This window comes from Chitinophagales bacterium (genome assembly GCA_017303415.1).
Classification (GTDB): Bacteria; Bacteroidota; Bacteroidia; order Chitinophagales; family Chitinophagaceae; genus SpSt-398.
On the sequence record JAFLBJ010000003.1, the window covers coordinates 24,463 to 48,860 of the forward strand.

19 protein-coding genes and 1 tRNA gene are annotated in these 24,398 nt (G+C 46.9%); 15 read left to right on the plus strand and 5 right to left on the minus strand.

Annotated features, from left to right (window positions below; translation table 11 throughout):
- The first annotated feature begins 97 nt into the window (after positions 1-97).
- The 7 genes from rny (at position 98) to J0M30_15275 (ending at position 5,836) form a co-directional block, all read left to right on the plus strand.
- On the plus strand, positions 98-1,663 hold the full coding sequence (gene rny / locus J0M30_15245) for a ribonuclease Y (GenBank protein ID MBN8668851.1): 1,566 nt from the start codon (positions 98-100) through the stop codon (positions 1,661-1,663).
- A 191-nt stretch (positions 1,664-1,854) separates the two neighbouring features.
- Positions 1,855-2,220, plus strand: a complete 366-nt coding sequence (gene rplS, locus J0M30_15250; protein ID MBN8668852.1) for a 50S ribosomal protein L19 — start codon at positions 1,855-1,857, stop codon at positions 2,218-2,220.
- Positions 2,221-2,342: 122 nt separating this feature from the next.
- A complete protein-coding gene (locus J0M30_15255; protein ID MBN8668853.1) occupies positions 2,343-2,537 on the plus strand; it encodes a twin-arginine translocase TatA/TatE family subunit in 195 nt (64 codons plus the stop codon).
- A 36-nt stretch (positions 2,538-2,573) separates the two neighbouring features.
- Complete coding sequence (gene gatA / locus J0M30_15260; GenBank protein ID MBN8668854.1) at positions 2,574-4,010, plus strand: Asp-tRNA(Asn)/Glu-tRNA(Gln) amidotransferase subunit GatA; 1,437 nt, start codon at positions 2,574-2,576, stop codon at positions 4,008-4,010.
- A gap of 3 nt (positions 4,011-4,013) precedes the next feature.
- Positions 4,014-5,090: a lytic transglycosylase domain-containing protein gene (locus J0M30_15265; protein MBN8668855.1), complete on the plus strand. Its 1,077-nt coding sequence runs from the start codon at positions 4,014-4,016 to the stop codon at positions 5,088-5,090.
- A 130-nt stretch (positions 5,091-5,220) separates the two neighbouring features.
- Positions 5,221-5,673 (plus strand): hypothetical protein, encoded by a 453-nt coding sequence (locus J0M30_15270; protein MBN8668856.1) that lies wholly within the window; start codon positions 5,221-5,223, stop codon positions 5,671-5,673.
- Positions 5,674-5,683: 10 nt separating this feature from the next.
- Positions 5,684-5,836, plus strand: coding sequence for a hypothetical protein (locus J0M30_15275; GenBank protein MBN8668857.1), 153 nt, complete (start codon positions 5,684-5,686; stop codon positions 5,834-5,836).
- 35 nt (positions 5,837-5,871) lie between these two features.
- On the opposite strand, the gene J0M30_15280 is transcribed toward J0M30_15275, so the two are convergent.
- The 5 genes from J0M30_15280 to J0M30_15300 all read right to left on the minus strand — a co-directional run bounded on the left by J0M30_15280 (position 5,872) and on the right by J0M30_15300 (position 15,536).
- Positions 5,872-7,116, minus strand: coding sequence for an anthranilate synthase component I family protein (locus J0M30_15280; protein MBN8668858.1), 1,245 nt, complete (start codon positions 7,114-7,116; stop codon positions 5,872-5,874).
- 50 nt (positions 7,117-7,166) lie between these two features.
- Positions 7,167-7,613, minus strand: a complete 447-nt coding sequence (locus J0M30_15285; protein ID MBN8668859.1) for a hypothetical protein — start codon at positions 7,611-7,613, stop codon at positions 7,167-7,169.
- A 147-nt stretch (positions 7,614-7,760) separates the two neighbouring features.
- On the minus strand, positions 7,761-9,026 hold the full coding sequence (locus J0M30_15290) for an adenylosuccinate synthase (protein ID MBN8668860.1): 1,266 nt from the start codon (positions 9,024-9,026) through the stop codon (positions 7,761-7,763).
- A 45-nt stretch (positions 9,027-9,071) separates the two neighbouring features.
- Positions 9,072-13,205 (minus strand): gliding motility-associated C-terminal domain-containing protein, encoded by a 4,134-nt coding sequence (locus J0M30_15295; protein ID MBN8668861.1) that lies wholly within the window; start codon positions 13,203-13,205, stop codon positions 9,072-9,074.
- Between the two features lie 93 nt (positions 13,206-13,298).
- A complete protein-coding gene (locus tag J0M30_15300; protein MBN8668862.1) occupies positions 13,299-15,536 on the minus strand; it encodes a bifunctional (p)ppGpp synthetase/guanosine-3',5'-bis(diphosphate) 3'-pyrophosphohydrolase in 2,238 nt (745 codons plus the stop codon).
- An 82-nt stretch (positions 15,537-15,618) separates the two neighbouring features.
- Between J0M30_15300 and J0M30_15305 the strand changes: the two genes are divergently transcribed.
- The 8 genes from J0M30_15305 (at position 15,619) to J0M30_15340 (ending at position 24,036) form a co-directional block, all read left to right on the plus strand.
- A tRNA-Leu gene (locus J0M30_15305) sits at positions 15,619-15,700 on the plus strand.
- Between the two features lie 19 nt (positions 15,701-15,719).
- Positions 15,720-17,093 carry a trigger factor gene (gene tig / locus J0M30_15310; protein MBN8668863.1) on the plus strand — a complete coding sequence of 458 codons (1,374 nt, stop codon included), beginning with the start codon at positions 15,720-15,722 and terminating at the stop codon, positions 17,091-17,093.
- Positions 17,094-17,366: 273 nt separating this feature from the next.
- On the plus strand, positions 17,367-18,062 hold the full coding sequence (locus J0M30_15315) for an ATP-dependent Clp protease proteolytic subunit (protein ID MBN8668864.1): 696 nt from the start codon (positions 17,367-17,369) through the stop codon (positions 18,060-18,062).
- A 7-nt stretch (positions 18,063-18,069) separates the two neighbouring features.
- Positions 18,070-18,708, plus strand: a complete 639-nt coding sequence (locus J0M30_15320) for an ATP-dependent Clp protease proteolytic subunit (GenBank protein ID MBN8668865.1) — start codon at positions 18,070-18,072, stop codon at positions 18,706-18,708.
- A gap of 344 nt (positions 18,709-19,052) precedes the next feature.
- Positions 19,053-20,294, plus strand: a complete 1,242-nt coding sequence (clpX, locus tag J0M30_15325; GenBank protein ID MBN8668866.1) for an ATP-dependent Clp protease ATP-binding subunit ClpX — start codon at positions 19,053-19,055, stop codon at positions 20,292-20,294.
- 102 nt (positions 20,295-20,396) lie between these two features.
- The gene (locus tag J0M30_15330; protein MBN8668867.1) at positions 20,397-20,543 is read left to right on the plus strand and encodes a hypothetical protein; all 147 of its coding nucleotides are present in this window, start codon (positions 20,397-20,399) and stop codon (positions 20,541-20,543) included.
- Positions 20,544-20,654: 111 nt separating this feature from the next.
- Positions 20,655-21,662 carry a hypothetical protein gene (locus tag J0M30_15335; protein ID MBN8668868.1) on the plus strand — a complete coding sequence of 336 codons (1,008 nt, stop codon included), beginning with the start codon at positions 20,655-20,657 and terminating at the stop codon, positions 21,660-21,662.
- Positions 21,628-24,036 (plus strand): hypothetical protein, encoded by a 2,409-nt coding sequence (locus J0M30_15340; protein MBN8668869.1) that lies wholly within the window; start codon positions 21,628-21,630, stop codon positions 24,034-24,036. The genes J0M30_15335 and J0M30_15340 overlap by 35 nt, the downstream gene beginning before the upstream one ends.
- Positions 24,037-24,398: the final 362 nt, after the last annotated feature.

Genomic DNA, 24,398 nt, shown 5'->3' on the forward strand with positions numbered 1-24,398 from the left:
ATTACCTGACCATTATCAGGTATTTTGGAAAAATACGGCAGTATGTGTCAAAAAAATGGAAATATTGCTGAGGAGTTAATTATTAAAAAACAAATTCATGGATCCCATCATAACATTAGTCATCGTAGGGGCGGCCGCATTGATCCTGGGGGTCATTGCCGGTAAGTTCATTTTTGCAAAGAATACACGTCAAAAGATCGAAGAGGCCGAACAACAGGCCAGCAAGATTCTCGCCGATACCCAGGCCAAAGCTGAAACCATCAAGAAAGAGCGCATGCTCGAAGCGAAAGAACGGTTTGTACAACTCAAATCGGAGCATGACAAGGAGGTAATGGAAAGAAACCGGAAGATCACAGAGGGCGAGAACCGGATTCGTCAAAAAGAACAGGGAATCAATCAAAAAGAAAGTAATCTGGAGAAACAGATCCGGGAAAATGAGGCCATCAAAGAAAACCTCAATCGCCAGATCGAGTTGGTGAATATCAAACGTACTGAACTCGAAAAACACCAGGAAGAGCATATCCGTCGCCTGGAAAAGATCGCGGCCCTCTCTGCCGAAGATGCCAAGGCTCAATTGATCGAAAGCCTGAAACACGAAGCACAATCTCAAGCCTCTTCGCTTCAGCAGGAGATCATTGAAGAAGCTCGTCAAAAAGCCAATAAAGAAGCCAGAAAGATCATCATTCAAACCATACAGCGTACCGCCGCCGAGCAGACCATTGAGAATACCATCACTGTTTTCAACCTTGAAAGCGATGAGATCAAAGGTCAGATCATTGGTCGTGAAGGCCGGAATATCCGTGCTATCGAGGCTGCTACCGGTGTTGACCTGATCGTGGATGATACCCCGGAGGCGATCATTCTTTCTTCCTATGATCCCCTTCGTCGGGAAGTTGCCCGCCTGAGCTTGCAGCGTCTGGTCACCGATGGACGTATCCACCCGGCCCGTATTGAAGAGGTGGTGGAAAAAACAAGAAAGCAATTGGAAGAGCAGGTCATGGAGATCGGTGAAAGAACCGTAATCGAACTCGGTATCCATGGATTGCATAAAGAACTGGTTCGTATGGTCGGGCGGATGCGTTTCCGTTCCTCCTACGGTCAGAACCTGTTGATGCACAGTCGCGAAACCGCCAATCTCTGTGCCATCATGGCGGCTGAACTGGGTCTTAACCCCAAACTGGCCAAGCGTGCCGGTCTGCTTCATGATATCGGCAAAGTGCCTGATGAAGAATCCGAACTGAGCCATGCCTTGTTAGGGGCCAAACTGGCTGAGAAATATGGAGAGAACCCGGCCGTGGTCAACGCCATTGGAGCCCACCACGATGAAATGGAAATGCAATATGTGATCTCGCCTATCATCCAGGCCTGTGACGCCATCAGCGGCGCCCGTCCCGGTGCCCGTCGGGAGATCATGCAACAATATTTACAACGGATCAAGGACCTCGAAAACCTGGCCATGGCCTACAATGGAGTGGAAAAAGCCTATGCCATCCAGGCCGGTCGTGAACTTCGCGTTATCGTAGAGGCCGACAAGGTCACCGATGGTGATTCCGATAAACTGTCCTTTGAAATTGCCCAGAAGATCCAGAACGAAATGACCTTCCCGGGACAGATCAAGGTGACCGTAATTCGGGAAAAAAGGGCGGTGAATGTAGCCAGGTAGTTGATTTTTAAAGAGTTGTTGGATGTTGGATGTTAGTTGGAGGTTATTGGTTTTTGTTTTAAAGTTTTTGACAACCATCTAATCCTTATGGCTTAAAACCAACATCCAACAACCAACATCCAATATCCAACAACTATCCTTTGGTAATTCGACATTTCCCCCCTACCTTTGCATCCCTTAAATTTCAGGATATGAACGCAGTAAATTACGTACACGAGCAGCTTTCCGGGAAGAAAGAATACCCCAAATTCAAAGCCGGGGACAACGTGACGGTCAACTATAAGATCATAGAAGGTAACAAAGAGCGGATCCAGAGCTTCAAAGGCGATGTGATCAAACGCCAGGGAACCGGGGCTACCGCCACTTTTACTGTCCGTAAGATCTCTGACGGAGTAGGTGTGGAACGTTTATTCCCGCTCTTCTCCCCTAATATCGACTCTATCGTATTGAATAAATCAGGTCGTGTACGCCGCGCCAAACTCTTCTATCTCCGCAGCCGGAGTGGTAAGAGCGCGCGTATCAAAGAGAAGCGTCAGGCTGTTGAAACTGCCAAATAAGCGGATGCCAACGAATTATCGAAAAGCGGAAACAGGTATGTTTCCGCTTTTTTTGATATTAAATTAGCTATACCTTTGGGCGGAAACCCAAGATTGAAATCAAACAATAAATCTTCTATTATATGGGAAACTTTGGAGCAACCGAATGGGTACTGATCCTCCTCGTGATCATCCTGTTGTTTGGCGGACGTAAGATCCCCGAACTGATGCGTGGTATTGGTAAAGGTATCCGTGAATTCAATGATGCGAAAAACAACGTGAAGAGAGAGATCGAAGAAGGGATCAATGAAAAGGACAAAGAACCTTCCAAACAATAAGCCCCTTTCTCCAACCCTCGTAAACAGTGTCTGCTTTTGTTCTCTTTTTCTTCCATTGAACAGTACCAGGAGCAGCTAAAAAGTGGCAGCAGTACCTGTTCCGAAGCGATTCAATTCTATTTAGATCGGATTCAGCAAACCCGGCACCTGAATGCCTACACCCAAGTGTTTGCCGAAGAAGCACTGGAAAGAGCAGCATTCCTTGACCAAAAACGCGCCACCGGTGAACCGCTTGGTAAATTATTTGGCGTGGTAATCGCGATAAAGGATGTGATCGCTTATAAGGGCCATTCCCTCACCGCCGCTTCGCGGATCCTTGAAGGGTTTAAATCATTATACTCCGCTACAGCTGTTGAAAGAATTCTGCAGGAAGATGGCATCATCATTGGCGCCACCAACTGTGATGAATTTGCCATGGGCTCCACCAATGAGAATTCGGTGTATGGCAAGGTGCTGAATGCAGCCGATGAATCCCGGGTACCCGGTGGATCATCCGGCGGTTCGGCCGTGGCCGTGCAGGCACATACCTGTATGATCGCGCTGGGAAGCGATACCGGTGGTTCTGTTCGACAACCCGCTGATTTCTGTGGCGTGGTTGGTCTTAAACCGAGCTATGGACGTATCTCACGCTATGGACTCATCGCTTATGCTTCCTCCTTTGACCAGATCGGCCTGTTTGGACAAACCATTCCCGATGTAGCAAAGGTGTTGGAAGTGATCAGTGGAAAAGATGAAATGGACAGCACCTCTTCACGACTGGAGGTAGCGCCCTATACAAACAGCCTGAAATATGAATCCGACAAAAAGTATCGCATTGCCTGGTTTCCCGAAGCATTGGAACAGGAAAGTGTGGACCCGGAGATCAGTCAGGCCATCCGTCAACTACTCGAATCCTTAAAGGAACAGGGCCACCAGGTAGAGCCCGTTCATTTTGAATACCTCGATTATATCGTTCCCGCTTACTATGTACTTACCACGGCCGAAGCAGCTTCCAACCTTTCGCGGTATGATGGGGTGCGGTATGGTTATCGATCCAATCAACCCGCCGACGATTTAACAGCCTTTTACAAGCAGACCCGTTCCGAGGGTTTTGGCAAGGAAGTTAAGCGCCGGATCATGCTGGGCACCTTTGTACTGAGTGCCGGTTATTATGATGCTTATTTTACCAAGGCCCAACAGGTAAGACAGGCATTAAAAGACAAAACCAACCTGATATTCAAGGATTTCGATTTTATTTTGCTACCCAATTCCCCCTCCATAGCCTTCCCGATCGGGGAAAAAATGGAGGATCCTATTGCCATGTACCTCGCCGATATCTTTACGGTTTATTCCAACCTCACAGGGACCTGTTCCATCTCCCTGCCCCTGTTCAGGCACTCTTCCGGCATGCCCTTTGGGTTACAGGTTATAGCAAAAGCCTTTGATGAAGTATCTTTGCTCCGCATTTCCGACCGGCTGATGCGCTCGAAATAACACATGCTCAAGAAATACACTTTTTCCCTGCTACTGGCCTTTGGGCTCGGTCAGGCGTCCATTCAGGCGCAGGGCACCGCCATACCCGCCGAAAAGGAACCCATCGCCATAGATTCCCTTACCCCTGAAACACCCATCAATGACCCCAAGAAAGGCTTCAAAGACCTTTTTACGGAGAATGCAGAGGTGGATGGTATTTCCGTCAAACACCTGAACCCACGGGCCATCAGTTTTGTGGAGGATTATGTAAAAAAACAGGGTAAGAAAATGGAGGAGATCAAGAAATGGGGTAAACCCTATTTTGATATGATCGATGGGATATTGATGCAGCATGGCATTCCCAAAGAGATGAAGTACCTGGCGGTCATTGAATCGCATTTACAGGTATATGCGGTTTCATGGGCTGGTGCTGTTGGCCCCTGGCAGTTTATGCCCGCGACAGCGCGTCGCATGGGCTTACGGGTAAACAATGCCGTGGATGAACGAACTGATTATTATAAAAGCACCCAGGCTGCTGCGCGGTACCTGAAAGAATTATACGGCATTTACGAAGACTGGCTGCTGGTGATCGCCGCCTATAACGGTGGCCCGGGCAATGTTAATTCAGCGATCCGGCGGAGCGGTAGCCGCGATTTCTGGACGCTACAGAATTACCTGCCCGAGGAATCCAAGAACCATGTCAAAAAATTCATCGCCACCCACTACATCATGGAAGGCGAAGGTGGCATTACCACCCTTACCAAATCAGAAGCCGGCGAATACCGGCAATTGGCTGCTGCCAACAACCGCGATGGGTTGACCGAAGAAGAAAAAACAAACTCCCTTACCTATCCCCTCACCGGTAAATACAACTCCATGGTGATCGTCAAACACCTGTTGATGGACATCACCGAATTCAACCGTTACAACCCGGGGTTTGATAAGCTCCTGGCTACAAACGGCAATTATGAAATGCGGCTGACCAAAGAAAAAATGGAATTGTTCAAAGCCAAGAAAGTAATCATACTGAACGAGTCGATTCAGCTTCTACTGAATTCGTTGAGCCAACCGTTGTTGACTTCTGATAAGAAGGGAAATTGATGGCACGAATTTTACAAAAGGCGCGAATTTCAAAAATTCCTTATGGGTGGTGTTTCCTGGCTGGCTTCAAGTATGTTTTTCCACGACTTCCATTTTCCTGATTTATGATCAGTTTATCTTTGACGGCTTGATGAGCCAACACAATCGTTATATCCATCTAGACGTATCTTCCAATAGTACAGTATTTGAATTTACCAGCACTGGCCCTAAGGGAGACATATTAAAAATCATCCAGTTTTCTCAAACTGAAATAAATAATGTTTACAACTTAGGATTTGGAAATATCAGAAATGACGGCAGTATTGATGACACTACCACCAACGATAATAAGGACCGGGACAAGATATTAGCAACTGTTGCATCTGCTGTAAATGAATTTACTGACAGGTTTCCTCACCGTCAAGTATTCTTTACTGGAAGTACAATGGAGAGGACCAGATTATATAGAATGGCAATTACCATAAATTATGAAGTACTTTCAACCGATTATGAGATTTGGGGGCTAAAAGATGAAGGCCTATTTGAACCTTTTGTTAAACGCCGTCAATACGCAGGTTTTTTAATTAAAAGAAAAAAATCGTAATTTTATACTTGTGAAGCAAACAAAGAAAAATATCAACAAAAAGACTTCAAATGTGCATACCAGGGTAAAGAAAAGCCTTGATAAGTACGCTGGCCAGGTGCTTTTTCCTGAAAAATTGGCCAAGGCCAATGAGTTGCTCAAAGGTAAAAAAATCCCCACTTAATTTCTTGCAAAAGTCAAATCACGAGATGCGATAGACTACGCGGATAATACCTTTATGATCGCCTCGGCCTTCACTAAACACTCCTCATACTCTTTTTCCGGGTCGCTGTAAAAAGTGATGCCTGATCCAACAGAATAAGAGAGGTACCCGGAGGTTTCATTGTAAAACAAACTCCGAATCACCACATTGAAATCAAAATCTCCATCCGGGGTGATATACCCCACTGCCCCGCTAAACAATCCGCGTTTTGTTCTTTCATACTGCTCGATCAATTCCATCACTTTGCGTTTGGGTGCGCCGGTCATGGAACCCATGGGGAAAGTAGCACGGATAATGGAAGCAAAATCAATCGAGGGATCCAGTTCTCCACTGATCGTTGAGATCATCTGGTGTACCTGAGGAAAGGTGTAGATGCCATAGAGCTCATCTACTTTGACCGTAGATTCCAAACAGATCCTCGACAGGTCATTACGAACAAGGTCTACCACCATCACATTCTCCGACCGGTCCTTGGCACTTTGCATTAAGGCATTTCGGCTGGAATAATCCTGGTCTGCATCATCCGGATAACGCGGTGAAGTGCCTTTGATGGGTTGGGATAAAAGTTGTGTCCCTTTTTTTCGCAGGTATCTTTCCGGACTGGCACAGATCAGGTATTTCTCTTCATTGCGGTAATAGGCGGAAAAGGGATTGGGTGATAATTCACTCAGCGAGCGATAAACTTTCAGGGGTTGAAGCAGTACCTGCCGGGCAAAGAACTCCTGGCAAAAATTGATCTCATAACAATCACCGCGTAGTATATGTGCCCTTAGTAGGTCGATTTGCCGGATGTATTCCTCCCGTGTAAGCCGGCTTTGAATAGCAGGGATTCTACCCTGCTGAGCAGGCGGCGCCTCATTTAACCCGGTTATTTCCTCCCAGATGGTGGCAGGATCATCCACGGTCATGAGCTCCGCATGCTGTTCATGCAAGCGGATGATATGGCGCGGGCGAAAGAAAAACAGGTCATCAAATCCGATCTCATCGGGAAGTGTGGAGCTCAGGCCGGTTTCGGTTTCATTTTTCAGGTCATAGCCCAAATGACCAAACCACCAGGAACTTTCTTTATCCAATCTTTTTTGAAAAGCACTAAGCATATCCCCTGCCTGTCCTGAAATGGTTTCCATTGCCCCCGCAGCTACCAGCACTTCCAGAGAAGAGGCGGAGGAGGGATAGCGATTGTTATCTAGGAAACAAAAAATGCTGAACCGGTTGACCCAGTTCAGCACTTTATATTTCATATCCCCGAGTGAAGTGTGGGGAAAAAATGCGGTATTATAAGAAATCGCCATTAATAATCGTCATCATCATCCCCATATCCATCATCGTCAAACATATCCATGTCTTTGAACTCATCGTCAAACTTGAAATCCTCTTCCTCCTCGCCTGCTCCTTTCTTTGGTGCAGGGCCAGCGGCCTTTTTCCCTTTTGATTTAGGGATATCAAACTCATCAAAATCGGGGTCCCAGCTGTCTTCCTCTTCTACCTTATCCCAATCATCTTCTACATCTTCGGCTTCATCATCCTCATCATCTTCGTCCTTGCCTTTTTTGGCGCCGGTTGCTTTGGCTCCTTTCTTGGCAGGTTTTACATCAAGATCCTCATCGTCGTCAAGGTCTTCCTCCTCGTCTTCTTCTTGTTTCTTGGGTTTGGACGTAGCTTTCGCTGCATCGGATTTAGATGCACCGGCCCCGGTACGGGAATTTGTTTTTTTGTCTTTTTCAGATTTAGCGGCCATAGTTAAACTGGATTAGCAGCTGTAAAATTTCAGCGAAGTTTTTAAATAGCCAAATTTTTTAAAAAGATTTTCTAACGTTGAAAATCAGTTTTTTCCCCTATATAACCGGGATCATAACATGATCTAAGACAATATCTAAGAAAGAGGTCAGCCGATGTGCAACAATTGATCACGTCCCGGGCCATTGGAGATATAGTGAACCCCTACACCCAGGTATTCGTTGATGAATTGAACATATTCCTGCATTTTGGCCGGAATCGGATCACCCTGTTTCAGAACGGAAGAAGCCTGATTCCATCCGGCCAGGGATTGATATACGGGTTGGATGGCATGCCGGGTCATTTGAAAAGGCACTTCCCGGGTTTCTTTTCCTTGAATAGAATAGGCGGTACAAACATGCAGGTCGGCAAATTCATCCAATACATCGGCCTTGGTCATGATCACTTTGGTGACGCCATTGATCATACAGGCAAATTTGAGGGCGACCAGATCGATCCAGCCACAACGACGCGGCCGTCCGGTTGTTGCACCAAATTCGTTACCGATTTTGCGCAACCTTTCGCCGGTTTCGTCCTCCAGTTCAGTGGGAAAAGGTCCGCCACCTACCCGTGTGCAATAAGCCTTGGTTACACCCAATACATCACGTATCTGCTGAGGGGCTACACCCAATCCATTACATACACCGGCGGAAATGGTGTTCGATGAGGTAACAAAGGGGAAGGTTCCAAAATCAATATCGAGCATGCTGCCCTGTGCGCCTTCTGCCAGGATCTTTTTACCCTGGGAAAGTTTGTCATTGATAAAATATTCGCCGTTGACAATGTTCAGGCTGCGAAGAAATTCGATGGCTTCAAAAAACTCCTCTTCCCAGGCGCTTATGTCCTCCTGCAGGCCATAACTATCCAGCATACGCTGGTGTTTCAGGCGGAGTTTGATATATGAAGTGGTAAAACTCTTATCGAGAAGGTCACCTACCCGAAGTCCATTGCGACCGGTCTTGTCCATATAGGCCGGTCCGATCCCTTTGAGTGTGGATCCGATCTTCTCATTGCCTTTGGATAATTCGGAGGCTTTGTCCAATGCCCGGTGAGTAGGCAGGATGAGATGGGTTCTTTCGGCAATAAAGAGGTTTTTCCGTAGATCGACCCCAAAACCGGAGACCGTATCACATTCCCTTTTCAGGGTGACAGGATCAAGTACAACCCCATTACCGATCAGGTTGATAGTATTTGCATGAAAGACGCCGGAAGGAATCTGGTGTAAAACGATTTTCTTATCCCCAACATACAGGGTATGCCCCGCGTTGGGCCCGCCCTGAAACCGGGCGATCAGGTCGTAACCGGAGGCAAAATAATCTACGATCTTTCCTTTTCCTTCATCTCCCCATTGCAACCCGAGAATAACATCAATCATGATAAATGTATTAGTAAAGCGGGGGCAAAAATAACACTTCCCACCTTACCGGATCAGGGTCACGGTTCCTTTTTTCGTAATAACCTTGCCATCTCTGGCAACACCCTGAACCATCCACACAAATACCGAGGTTCCCTGGTCCATACCATTCAGTTTACCATCCCATCCCTGACCCAGGGTAGTGGTGGAATAGACCAGTTGTCCCCATTTATTAAAGACCCTGAAAAAGCGCAGTTCCTTGATCCCTACCGGGAAAGGCCGGAAAATATCATTTAACCCATCTCCATTTGGCGTAAAGGCCGAAGGCACATAGAGATCGGGGCCGTTATACACTTTGATCACCACATCCGCCGTACCCTTACACCCGGCCTGGGTGGTTGCGGTTACGGTCAATACCGCATCACCGCTTACCGTGAATATGGGATTGGGGATATTGGGGTCGGATAATCCGGCTGCCGGGCTCCAGACATAATCTGTACCTACTGAAGTGGCATTCAACTGAAACTGATCCCCAAAATAACCCACCGTATCCGCCGGACTCACGCTGATCACGATCGGCGGGGTCACATCCAGGGTCATTTCATCCGGTGTCAGTGAATTACAGCCATTGGCCCCAACAACCATAAGCGAATAAGTAATGGTTTGGCCGGCACTGGACAGCGGATTGGGATTCCCCGTATTGTCCAAACCGGTGGCTGGTGACCATTGATATTGTACACCCCCACTTCCCTGGAGGGTATAGGTTTGTCCAAAACAAATAAACCCATCCGGCCCTGCATTCGGTATGGGAGCCGGTAATACATTCACTACGATCGTATCATTTACACTGCAACGTCCAAGGGTGGCCGTAACAATATATTGAGTGGTATCGGATGGATTGGCAGTTGGGCTGGCCAGCGAGGCACCACTCAGTCCATTCTGTACCTGCCACTGAAACTGGGTGGCGTTGGTATTGAGTTGTAATTGAACAGGCCGTCCCTCGCAGGTTGTAACATCCGCAGCAGGCACAAGGGTGAGGTTATTGGTGAGACCAACCGTCACCGGCTGTGTGGCCACACAATTTCGGCTATCCCTTACTGTGAAATTATAGGTACCCGGGGCAACATTGAAAATACCGGAAGCCTGGAAATTCGTGCCATCAATGGAATATTGATAACTATTGTTTCCACCGGCCGCGGTGATAGTTATTTGTCCATCATTTCCTCCGTCGCAGGTGGCATTTGCCGACAGGGCTGTGGCGGTCAATACAGCCGGCTCCGTCATGTTCAGATTGGTTTGACTCACCTGACATCCGTTATTATCGCGGGTATAAACGGTATAAGCGCCTGCGGGAACCGCGAATGTATTGGTGGTTTGCCAGGTGGTACCATTGAGCGAATACTGGTAGGGACCTGTACCACCTGTTGCATTGGCCGTAATCACCCCATCTGCCAATCCATTACAACTTACAGCCTGGATAGCATTCGTAGCGGCCAGGGCAGTGGGTTGGTTAACAGTCGCAGTGGTGGTTCCATCGCAACCATTATTGTCACGGAAGAATATCGTATAGTTTCCGGCAACCAGGCCATTGAATACATTGGAAGCCTGATAATTTACTCCATCCAAGGAATAGGCATAGGGAGGCGTTCCAATACCGGTTTGCAGATTGACCGTAATGGATCCATTGGCCCCACCAAAACAACTCACATCGGTCTTACTGGCCGAACCGGTCAGTGGTACGCCGGTGGGAACGACCACCTGGAAATCGTTCATGGTACAACCCCAGGTATCGACGATATCGATACTATAAGTTCCCGCGGCCAATCCGGTAAATACATTTGACCCTTGTACTGGTCCGTTATTGATTGAGTATTGATACGGCCCTGCGCCATTATTGGGAGAAAGGGTTATGGAGCCATTGCTCGCACCACCACAAGAGGTGGAAGTAGTAAAGGCTGCTGCACCCAGGGGTTGACCGGGAGGTACAATGGCGTTGATTCCATTTAAAGTACATCCACCACCATCGATCATATTAACCGTATGGTTTCCGGATGCCAATCCGGTAAATACATTGCTGGTTTGTAAAGGACCACCATCAATTGAATATTGATAAGGCGCGGTTCCATTGGTGGGTGTTACAGTCAGTGTTCCATCCAATCCGATGGTACAGGAAGGCGCGGTTCCACCGGTGATCGCGGTCAAGGCCTGACCCGTGGCGATCGTTACCTGTAATCCATTGACCATACAACCCGATACATCCATCACATTCACCAGGTGATTACCTGCTGCCAGGCCATTGAAAATATTAGAGGACTGCCAGGGACCGCCATCGATGGCATATTGATAAGGACCCGATCCGTTAGTAGGTGTAATGGTGGCTGTACCATTGTTTGCACCCACACAGGAGGTGGGGGTAGAAGCAGCAGTGGCGGCCAATGCCTGACCAGAGCCAACCACAGCAGGTAAATTGCTGACAGAACAACCTCCGGCATCAAGGACACGAATCAAATAGGTTCCCGGGGCTAAGCCGGTAAATACATTACTGGTTTGAAGTGGCCCGCTATTGATCGAATACTGATAGGGTGCCGAACCAGTGGTTGGTGTTACTGTAACCGTTCCATTATTGACTCCATTACAGGCCGCTGGCGAAGACGCCACCGTAGCCAACAGGGGCTGACCGGGGGATACCGCTACAATGATATTATTGGCTGTGCACCCAAAGGCATCACGCACATTCACAAAATAGGTGCCGGGTACCAATCCGGTAAAGACATTGCTGGTTTGCCAGGGACCGCCATTGATATTATACTCGTAGGTACCCGGTACAGCCGGTGTTACCGTTATCGTTCCGTTTGAGGCACCGGTACAGGAAGTGGGTGTGGAACTTGTTTGTACCGATAAGGTTCCAACCAGGGCCACCGTAGCATTGATGGTAGAACTGCAACCATTGGGATCCTGCACCTGCACAGTATAAGGGCCTGCGACCAATCCATTGAATACGTTACTGGTTTGGTTAGGTCCTCCATTCAAAGAATATTGATAGGGAGGGCTTCCTATACCGGCAGGAACCGTGACCGAAATACTTCCAGTGGGGGAACCACAACTTGCATTGGTGGTTGCCGCTGTGGCATTCAGGCTATTGGTTTGATTAATGGTAATGGTATCTTCTGTAACCAGGTTAGGACCAGTACCACAGGAAGCAAAAGTGGTACGAACGATAAATTGTTCGGAGGTTCCACTGGGGCAGATATTAGGGAAGGAAAGATCCAATAAACCTGCAGTGGTAGTGGAGGTATCAGCGGTCCGCACCAGGGTACCACTCAGCGTCAACAACTCAGCACTCACATACCTGGATCCTCCGCCATTGGGAGTAAAACGCCAGCCTTCATCCGCGGCTGTCCATTGGGTGGCATTGCGACCGGCACCTGCCACAAATTTGGTACGTGTCCAATCCTGGATTCCAAAAATCGCGCGCCCGTTATCAGAACTCGTTGTACACAATTGTTTTTGTTGAAAGAAAACATCCACTAACCCGGTAGACTCGTGCAATACGATTTGAAAGGTATTGGGAAAATTATCACCACAGGAGCCGCCAAATATCCCTACCCGATAAAAACTGATGACAAATTTTCGACAAGGCGCAGTACCAAATACTTCCCACTGAATTTTTCTGTCGATGGGACTATCAGATGGATCCAGGTCGGAATAATTGGCCATGATACTCGCCCGGGGATAATACCATTGCGCACTCTGGTTACACGGGGTACCGGCATTCAATGGAAGGGGTGGTCCGATATGATAGGCATTGGCACAGGAGCCCGAACCATTGGTAAGGTAGTCGAATGTGACAAGTCCATTGGAGCCTACGACTATATTCGAGAAAATAGAATCATAGAAACAAAAGTTGAACGGCATGGGGATCGTACTGCTGAACCGGTCATCCAGGTAAAGATTAAAATCCTCACTTCCTGTACCTGTTATATAAGGATAGGGAGCATAAGGAATGCTGTTGAGCGCATAATCACCGGTTGATTTCAGGTGGGGAACGCGTACGGTCACCGTGCTACAACTCACGCCACAGGGAAAATTGATCGTGGAATTATTATTGCCCGTGGTAAAGCAGTTCTGGGCATTCAAAATGAAAGGCAGAAGCAGTAGTACGGATAAAAGTTGAGATACCTTGGACCTCAATATTCTCATTACAGTCAGTTTCAATTAAATAAGTGCTAAAGAGTGGGTAAGATACAAAAAACCGGGAATGGTGGTAAGCCTACGTGGGAAAAAAACGGCCTTTTAATTGGGAGATTCCGTATCATATCGGTCAACCGATTGAATACCACCCAGTTGTTTTAAGCGCTGGACGAGTACGTCCAGCTCCTCTTTATCATGTACAAAAACCTTAATATTTCCTTCAAAAACTCCTTCCCTTGCTTCCACGGTCAGGGCACTGATATTTATCTTCATTTCACCGGAAATCAGGTTCGTGATCTTATTAATGACACCCACATCATCCAGTCCAATGATGCGGAGACCCGTAAGGAAGGAAATTTCTTTGTTCTTGGCCCATTTGGTTTTTACAACCCGGTGCCCAAAATTGGCAAGTAACTTGGCCGCATTCGGGCAATTGGTGCGGTGTATGGTCAATCCTTTTCCCGTTGTTACAAATCCAAATACATCATCTCCCGGAATGGGCTTGCAACAATTCGCCAGGTTGTACACGATGCGGTCGCTGCTTTCTCCAAAGATGATCAGCTCCGCATCTTTTTTATTTAAAGCATGAACAGGATGGTCTCCTTTTTCCGTGTGCACCCGTTCCGGTTTGGGCGCTTCCAACCGGTCTCCCAATACCTTGAATTCCTTAAGCTCTTTCAGGTCAATGGCCTTTACGGCAACCTGATAAAAGAGGTCGAGTTGTGAATTGAGTTTGTAAAAGGTGGCGAGCTCTTCAATATTCCCGGCAGAAAAAGCCGCGCCGATACCTTCGAGTTTTCGCTGTACAAAATATTTTCCTTCATCCGCAATGGTGCGTTTTTCTTCCTTAAGTGAATCCTTGATCTTATTCTTGGCCTTTGCACTCACTACAAACCCAAGCCAATCTTCAGAAGGTTTTTGTTTATTGGATGTAATGATCTCTACCTGGTCACCACTCCGCAGTTTATGACTGATCGGTACCAGCTTGTGGTTTACCTTGGCGCCAATACACTTTGAACCTACGGCACTGTGAATGGCAAAGGCAAAGTCGAGCGCCGTAGAACCCACCGGCAACATTTTTACATCTCCCTTGGGGGTATAGACATAGATCTCTTCAGCGAGAAAACTTGTTTTGAAATCCTGCAGGAAATCAATGGAGTCGGTTTCATTGCTGGTGATCACTTCGCGAATCTGTTCAAACCATTTCTCAAAACGGCTCTCTTCGGCACTGCCTTCTTTGTATTTCCAGTGCGCGGCCAACCCTTTCTCGGCAATCTCATTCATCCGTTTGGTCCGTATCTGTACTTCCACCCATTTTCCCTGCGGGCCCATCACCGTGGTGTGGAGCGCTTCATATCCATTGGATTTGGGATTGCTGAGCCAGTCACGCAATCTTTCCGGAGACGGATTATATTCATCTGTGATAAAGGAATACACTTTCCAGCAATCCTCCTTTTCCTTTTCATGGGGGGAATCGAGTATGATGCGAATCGCAAAAAGGTCATACACTTCTTCAAACCCCACCCCTTTCTTCTTCATTTTATTCCAGATGGAATGGATGCTTTTGGGGCGGCCATAGATCTCGAAGTTGAAATTGTTCTTGACCAGTTTTTCCTTGATGGGTTTGATGAATTCGTTGATGTACTTGCTCCGTTCCCGTTTGGTTTCTGCCAGTTTACGGGCAATGTCCCGATAGGTTTCCGGCTCCATGTACTTCATGGCCAGGTCTTCCATCTCGGTTTTTACACTATACAAACCCATCCGATGGGCAAGCGGGGCATATACATAGACCGTTTCGGAGGAGATCTTGAGTTGTTTCTCCCGTTTCATGCTGTCGAGGGTCCGCATATTATGCAGCCGGTCAGACAGCTTGATCAGGATCACGCGGGGGTCATCGGTGAGTGTAAGGAGTATCTTCTTAAAATTCTCGGCCTGTTGCGAGGCATTGATGTCTATGACATTCGAAATCTTGGTCAGACCATCCACGATACGCGCGATCTCGCTCCCAAATTCCCTTTCCACATCTTCCAGGGTAATATCCGTATCCTCAACTGTATCGTGTAACAAGGCACAGATGGTGGAGCGTACCCCGAGACCGATTTCCTCTACGCAGATCTTGGCCACGGCAATGGGGTGAAGGATATAAGGCTCACCACTTTTTCTTCGCATGGTTTTATGCGCTTCGGCGGCCATCTCAAAGGCTACCCGGATCAGTTTTCTGTCACCCGGCTTCAGTTTTGTCTTCAGGGCCCGCAGCAACGCACGGTATTCCCTGAGGATCAATTTTTTCTCTTGTTCCTCGTTCAAATTGTACCGGGGTATCTGGGCGACCGTTTCCATGCCTTACGAAAATAACAAAATTGGGCGGTAGTAGGTTGCAGTGAATGTATTACCTTTGCCGACCTTTAGCTATTACCTACTCCCGGATGTGGTGAAATTGGTAGACACGTCAGACTTAGGATCTGATGCCGCAAGGTGTGGGGGTTCGAGTCCCTCCATCCGGACTTAATTGTACTATTTATTATGGCGACTGTTACAAAAGAGAATGTCGGTCTCTTAAACGAGAAACTGTCTGTTACACTCAACAAAGAAGATTATCTGCCCGCTTTTCAGAAATCCCTGAAAGAATATGGCAAAAAGGCCAATATCCCGGGTTTCCGGAAAGGGATGGTTCCCGTTGGACTGATCAAGAAAATGTATGGCCACTCGGTTTTTACCGATGAAGTGCTCCGCAGTGTTGACCGTGAACTGGTTAAATACCTGCAAACCGAGAACCTGGACATCTTTGCCCAGCCCATTCCCCTGGAAATGGATATCCAGCAACTGGATATGAACAACCCGGTAGATTATACCTTCCATTTTGAAGTGGGTATGAAACCAGCCGTAGAACTGACCGGCCTGGCCAAAGCCAAGATCACCCGCTATGTAGTGGATGTGACCGATGAAATGGTAGACAATGAGATCACCCGCCTCCAGAACCGCTATGGCAATATGACCGAGCCCGAGGAAGTGAACACCGAGGAAAATGTGCTGAATGTAAACTTTGCCGAATCCGATGCAAAGGGCAATCTGGTGGAAGGCGGTGTAACAAAAGATAACTCCCTGCTGGTTAAATATTTCTCTGCCGACCTCCGCAAATCCCTCATGGGAAAGAAAAAGGACGATAAATTCACCCTCCAACTCAAGTCTGCCTTTGAAGACAAGGAAAGAGATTGGGTAGCCGGCGACCTGGGATTGAACAAAGACGATGCCGCTGACCTGGAGAAATATTTTACCGTAACCATTACCAAAGTCGGCCTGTTGGAAAAACGTGGATTGGATGAAGAATTCTTTAACCAACTCTATCCCGGACAAGAAGTAAAGACCGAAGCCGATTTCCGGAACAAGATCAAAGAAGAGATCGCCAACTATTGGGCGGGACAGGCACGTAACCAGATTCATGACCAGTTATACCACCAACTGATCGATCATACCCCGATTGAATTCCCCGAAGCCTTCCTGAAAAGATGGATGAAGACACAGGGCGAAAACCCCAAGACCGAAGAAGAAGTAGAAAAGGAATTCCCCAGCTTCAGAAATCAACTGAAGTGGAGCCTGATCACCGAAAAGATCGTAACCGATAACGCCATACAGGTTCAACCCGACGAACTCCGCCAATTTGCCAGACAGCAATTATTTGGCTACATGGGCATGGGTGCCATGGATGAAGAGCAACCCTGGGTAGCCGATTATGTGGAGAAAATGATGAAGGACCGGAAATATGTGGAAGATGCATTTAACCGCATCCAGACACAGCGGATCTTCGAATGGGCAGAGACCCAGATCAACCCGACCGATAAATCCATTTCGGCCGAGGAGTTTACGAAGATGGTGGAGGAACATCAGCACCATCATTAGTCTTGGTATATTACCGCAAAGAACACAAGAACGCGGAGTTACGCAGAGAAAGTTATTAGCCGTTAGCTTTTAGCTAATAGTCCATACCGATCCTTGGCGTCTTAGCGCCCTGGCGGTAAAATTCTCTGCGCATTTCCGCGTTCTTATGTTCTCTGTGGTAAACCGAACCCGCAAAACCGTCACACCCATTCCCGCCAATTTTGCAGTTCCATCATTTGGACGGATATTTGAGGGATTCTTTAGCTCGGATTAATCGCTTAAATATCAAAACAAATGAGTTCTGAATTTGAAAAATACGCCGTCAAACACCGGGGCATTTCCAGCAATACCCTGAACGGATATGCCTCGCATCTGGTTACGGCGCTTACCCCCAACATTATTGAAGAGAGACCGATGAATGTGGCCGTCATGGACGTTTACAGCCGTTTGATGATGGACCGGATCATCTTTCTTGGTTACCCGATCAATGACGAAGTAGCCAATATCGTAACCGCCCAGTTATTATTCCTCGACTCGACCGACCGCGGCCGGGACATCAATATGTATATCAACAGCCCGGGTGGTAGTGTATACGCCGGTATGGGTGTATACGATACCATGCAATATGTAGCCCCCGATGTGGCTACTATCTGTATCGGTGTTGCCGCCTCCATGGCTTCGGTATTGCTTTGTGCGGGTACCAATGGAAAAAGGGCCGCGCTCAAACATTCCCGGGTAATGATGCACCAGCCCAGTGGCGCCATCGGCGGACAGGCCAGTGATATCGCCATCACCGTTAATGAAATTCGTAAGCTCCGGGGCGAATTGTATGAGATCATTGCCAATCATTCTGGCAAATCGATCGAAACCATACAGTCCGATTTTGACCGTGACTATTGGATGACCGCTTCCGAAGCAAAAGCCTATGGCCTCGTGGATGAGGTATTGGTCACCAACCCGAGAAAAGAGAAAAAAGATTCCAAACACTAAAATGTCAATGATGTTTCCCAAGCAATATATCAACAACGACTGGAGAGCCGATGATGAAGAGGATGAGAAGGATCCCGCCGCCAAACGAGATGAGCTGATGATGCTCAACAAACGGTTGGAGAAATATTTTTACGAAAAAAGAAGCGTTTACCTATGGGGTGTGGTGGATGATAAATCTGCCCGCGAAGTGGTTTCCAAAATGCTCCTGCTCGAAGCCGATAAAGCCGGTGAAGAGATCAAATTCTATATAAACAGCCCCGGTGGCGTTGTCACCAGCGGTATGGTGATATACGATACGATGAAAATGCTGAAATCACCCGTGAGTACCATTTGCATGGGATTGGCAGCATCCATGGGCAGTATCCTGCTCAGTGGCGGCGTAAAAGGCAGACGATTTATATATCCCCATGGTGAGGTCATGATCCACCAGCCTTCCCTGGGTGGACATTTTCAGGGGGTAAGTGCCGACCTGGAAATTCAGGCCAGACAAACCCAAAGAGTAAAAGAGATCGGTGCCACCATTCTCGCGAATAACTGTGGCAAAATGGTAGCCCAGGTGATGAAGGATTTCGACCGCGATTATTGGATGGATGCGAAAGAAGCCATTGAATATGGTATCGTTGATGGTGTCTTAGAGACACTTTAATTTAAGTTTTTACCGCAGAGAACATAAGAACGCGGAGTTACGCAGAGATTTTTTCTTATGTCCTAAAAGCTCCTGGTCTTTAATTATTAGCTTTTAGTTATAAACATATCTCTGCGAAACTCTGCATTCTTATGTTCGCTGCGGTAAAATATCTATCTGATTTTCAATCAATTAAAAATAATCCGGTAGGAAACTACCCGCTTATTGCCTTTTTTGTAACTTCGCCTATTGCGTTTTACGTGAAAATAGTTGGTTATAAATTATTGATTATTAATTAATAGGTTGTTTATTTTTTAATAATCAATAATTAATAACAAAGAATTTATAACAAGAATACCTATAGAATGGCCAAGAGCCCCCTCCACTGTTCCTTTTGTGGTCGCAACCGCGACGAAGTGAAGATCCTGATTGCAGGGCAGGAAGGCCATATTTGTGAAAACTGTGTTGACCATGCACGCGAAATCATTGAACAAGAATTAATGGTCAAGGAAGAAAAATCTACTTCCTCCTTTAAGCTTACCGTTAAAAAACCTGTTGAAATAAAGCGCTTCCTGGATGAATATGTCATCGGGCAGGGCGAGGCCAAGAAAGTACTGGCTGTAGCGGTTTACAACCACTATAAGCGTTTACAGCAAAAGGCCACTGAAACCACCCCTTCTGAAGTAGAGATCGAAAAGAGCAATATCATCATGGTGGGTGAAACCGGTACGGGGAAGACCCTGCTGGCCAAGACCATCGCCAAACTGCTCAATGTACCCTTTACCATTGTGGATGCCACGGTATTCACCGAGGCGGGCTATGTAGGAGAAGATGTGGAAAGCATTCTCACCCGTTTGCTCCAGGTTTGTAACTATGATGTTTCCGCTGCCGAACGTGGCATTGTTTATATTGATGAGATCGATAAGATCGCCCGTAAAGGCGATAACCCTTCTATCACCCGGGATGTGAGTGGCGAAGGGGTACAACAAGGTCTGCTCAAACTCCTTGAAGGAACCGATGTACTCGTTCCCCCACAGGGAGGACGTAAACACCCTGAACAGAAACTCATCAAGATCAATACACAGAATATCCTGTTTGTATGCGGAGGCGCCTTTGATGGCATTGATAAAGTGATCGGACGCCGGGTGCAGACCAATACCATTGGTTTTAATGTGGACAAAGAACTCCAGGATAATATGAAAAAGAACCTGTTGCAGTTTGTCAACGCGCAAGATTTGAAAACATTTGGATTGATCCCCGAATTGCTTGGTCGTCTGCCTGTAGTGACCCATCTTGATCCGCTGGATAGCGCCACCCTCCGGGAAATTCTTACCGAACCCAAGAACGCCCTGGTTAAACAATACAAGAAACTCTTCGAACTCGAAGGCATTCAGCTTTCCATTGAAGCCGATGTGCTCGATTTTATGGTGGAAAAAGCCATGGAATATAAACTGGGGGCACGCGGACTTCGGAGTATCTGCGAAACCATCCTTACAGATGCCATGTTTGAACTGCCTTCCTCCAATATCAAGACCTTTACCCTCGATATTGAATACACGCGCCGCAAGTTCGACACGAGCAAACTCAGCGTCCTTAAAGTAGCCTAAGCTTTTTTCTCTGCATTCCATGTCCTCAGTGAGAAAAAAATGCTCACAGAATACACCGAATGCACGGAAATATTGTGCAAATTCGTGTTACAAATACTATACATGGAAGAAATCATCTCCCGTCTCCAATCCGAGGCCGGTCTGACCGAAGAGCAAGCCAAAAAAGCCATTGAGACCATTAAAAACTTTGTGGTCGAAAAATTCCCGATGCTCGAAGGGGCCGTCTCGAATATATTTAGGGGCAATTAGTGTGAGGGATAGATTATTGATTTTTAATTATTGATTATTCAGCTTCCATACTATTTTAATAGCTGTCATATCTAAGCATGAATCAGTAATTAATAATTTATAATAGCCCCCATGCTTTTCAGGGTTCTTGCAATATCGCTTTTCCTCTCCGCCTGTACATCCAAACCCGATAAACAGGTCACCCGTGCATTCTATCACTGGAAGTCACGCGTCAACCTCACCACAAAAGAAACCCAGGCTCTCGACACGCTTTCCGTAACCCGCCTCTATATCAAATTCTTTGATGTAGAATGGGACGACGTAAAAAATCAAGCTGTACCGGTCGCGATGGTTCGTTTACCTAAAACAGATATTCCCAAATATCGCGTAACGCCTGTCGTTTTCATCACCAATGAAACCATTCAAAGACTTGATGAAACAGGTATAGATACCCTGGTCGTGAAACTGGCCGGTCTGTTGCAGGAGCTAACCCCGGATACCGATTGGACAATTGACCAGGAGGTTCAACTCGATTGTGACTGGACCGCCGCTACCCGTGACCGTTATTTCCGGCTGCTGGAAGGCGCGAAAAAACAACCCTATTTTACCGGGAAAAAGATCTCGGCAACCATCCGGCTCCATCAATTGAAATACACCCAATCCAATGGCATCCCCCCTGTTGACCGTGGATTACTGATGGCTTATAATATGGGTAACCTACGCCACCCCGAAACCCGTAACTCCATCATTGACCCAGCTATTCTGAATCAATATATCGGGAAGATGTCCAACTATCCCCTCCCCCTTGATATAGCCCTGCCGGTTTTTGACTGGTGGATCTGGTTCCGAAATGATAAATACAAAGGACTGGTCCGCACCGAAACCATCCCCTATTCTTTATACCGAAAAGAAAAAGTGGTGTTCACCGAAAATACCGTGGTAAATGGCCATACCTTTGAAAAGGGTGACTGGTTGCGCTACGAGAACAGCCCGTATTTGTCCCTGACCGAGGCCGCCTATCAATTGAACCGAAGACTGAACTCCGATCGCACCACTGTCATTCTCTATCATCTCGATCCCTCCAATCTTTCAAAATATACCTTGCATGAACTGGAAACTGTTTACCGCCGCTTCCGTTAGCGTAATGCTCAGCGCCTTTCCCCAAAATATTATTGGCTGTGGTGGCTCTGAGGACCCCTATGATTATTACACCAGTTTCTTTTCCAAAGAAACAACGGACCTCCATGGGTACCGGCCATTTTATTATACCTCACTCCTTACCTTTTACAGCGATTGGGAAAATGAAAACAAAGAAACCGATCTGCCTGATCCCGTTTTGGAAGAATGGAAAGAATATGCCGGTGGCAAAGTGAGCACGGCCGATGCTGAACAATTTATTTACATTTTTAATGCCGATTATATCGGTCAACTCAACGGGCATATTACCCGCAAACAGCCCGCCACCCTGCCCGCTGATCTGAATAAGAACGGAATGACCAGCTATTTCACCAGTTCCAGGGACCTGGAGGCCCTGAACTATCTCGTAATGGCCAAACAGGCAGAGAAATACAGTGTGGCCAGTGACGCCTGGAGCAATCCTGAACGTGGCGACAGCCTCGAATTAAACCGCTATATCGCCGGAGCTGATGCCCAATACAACAAAATGGTCAATCCCTTTCTGAAGACCAAGTATGGTTTTCTTCGGTGTAAACTGGCCTTCTACAATAACCGGTTTAAGGATTGTATTCGCTGGTATGATGAGGCTTTTACTGCCTCCGATAAAAGTGCGGTAAAGGAGCAGGCATTGGCTTACAAAGCGGGAAGCCTGTTCAAAACCGGAAAACCTAAAGAAGCTGCCTATACCTTTAGCCAGGCTTTTGCGCTTTCATCCAAAAACAAAAGATCTCATTTCATGGGATTTCTATGGGCTTCACAAAATGCAAATCCCCAACTGAAGAACAGTTACCTCGCTCTCGCCCGGAACAATGAAGAGAAAGCCAATCTGCTGGGAATGTTTTCCCTTTTTGGTTCATCCTATCGCCTGGCGGATATGGCGCAGGTACATCAACTCAGTCCGGCCAATCCCATGCTGGAGATACTCGCTATCCGCGAGATCAATAAGATCGAAGAACAATTCCTTACCCCGCGTTTACATAGCGAAAAAGGGGGCAAGGCTTTTTATTTTACCTGGGAGGATACCAAATCGGCCTTTACGCAAAGTAATCAGCCCCTTGTCAACACCAGTGCTTTTTTTCAAAAACTGGCAGCAGACAAGAATACCAAAAACCCTGCATTGTACCTCGCAGGCGCAGCCTATATCGAATTCATCAATAAAAATTACGCCAAAGCAGATGCGTTAGCGGCCTCGGTTTCCAAACTCAATCCCTCCCAAAAGATCAAAGAGCAGGTGCAGTTGATCCGCTTACTGGTGATGGCCAATGACCAACCCAAGATCGACGCGCCACGGGAGGAAAAACTATTGTCCGAGCTTCAATGGCTACGTAAAAAAGCGGCTACCCAAACAGAATACCGCATTTTCTACCGCAATTTCCTGTCCGAGATCCTGGCTCAGAAATACCAGCAACAGGGCGATGTGGCCAAAGCAGCGCTGGCCCTGGGCGTTGCCGATCTGTTTGACTTGTCTGAATCAGAAGAAGAAAGCTATGGAGAGGGATATGGAATTGACTTTGTCCGTGAGCAAATGACAACCACACAGATTCTGACTCTCTATGGATATTTTGATAATAAAACACCTTCCCCCTATCTCAAACACCTGCTGGATCACTCTTCCTTTAATAAGGATAAGGTGGTGGATGTGATCGGTACTTCCTATCTGCGTGATTTTAATTTTACCAAAGCCATTGAATGGTTGGCCAAAGCAAAAAGCACCGAGTCGCTGTCTGAAAATTACTGGAACAGCCTGAGCCAGACCGAAGAGAACCTGAATGTGGACCCCTTTCATGATTACCTGAATGACTGGCAGCGTTATGATAAAAAATTACCGACGCCCTATAACAAACTCAGTTTTGCCAAAAAAATGCTTGAGTTGGAGACAAAACTACCGACCCTAAAAGGCGAGGAACAAGCCAAGCTTTATTATCAACTTGCTTCGGCCTATTACAACATGAGTCATTATGGAAATAGTTATATGACCGTTGTCTATTATCGGTCCAGTAGTGCATGGAACCATGGAAAGTATGATCTGGCCTGGAAGCGCGAGTATTTTCAGGTCAACAAGGCCAGGAGCTATTATCAAAAAGCTTACGAACTATCAACCAATAAAGAATTCAAAGCGGCAGCATTCTTCCTCGTAGCCAAATGCGCACAGCGCCAGATTCCCATGCCCGATTATAACAGCAATGATTGGACAGCGTTCGACAAGCAGATGACAGAATTCAATAAAAAATTCAGGAACAATCCTCAGTTTGCCCAGTTCAGGAAGGAGTTTGGGGCTACGCAGTTTTATAAATATGCGTTTAATCGCTGTAGTTATCTGCGGGATTATCGACCATGATTAAAGGGTTGAGGGATTTCTGGTGGTTATTTACACCTTAGCGTCTTAGGGGTTATGTCTTACCGCCATGACTCTTGGGTGCAAGCGAGTGCGGTGGGGGGAGGTAATACCCAAGTACATTTCCTATTGCCCAGCCCGATTCTGGCATATATCTTGCCCCCGGTCACCCAAAATCCACTCATGAAAAAAGCGATCCTTCTCTCCATCGTTGCCCTTGTATTTTTATCCGGTTGTATGCGTGCATTGACGCCAAGTGAAGCGGCGAGTGCGAAGTATAGAAAGTGTCATCCAATTCGGTAGACCAGGATTTACCAGGATTATCAAGATTATCAGGATTGGCAGGATTGATTTTTATGATTACT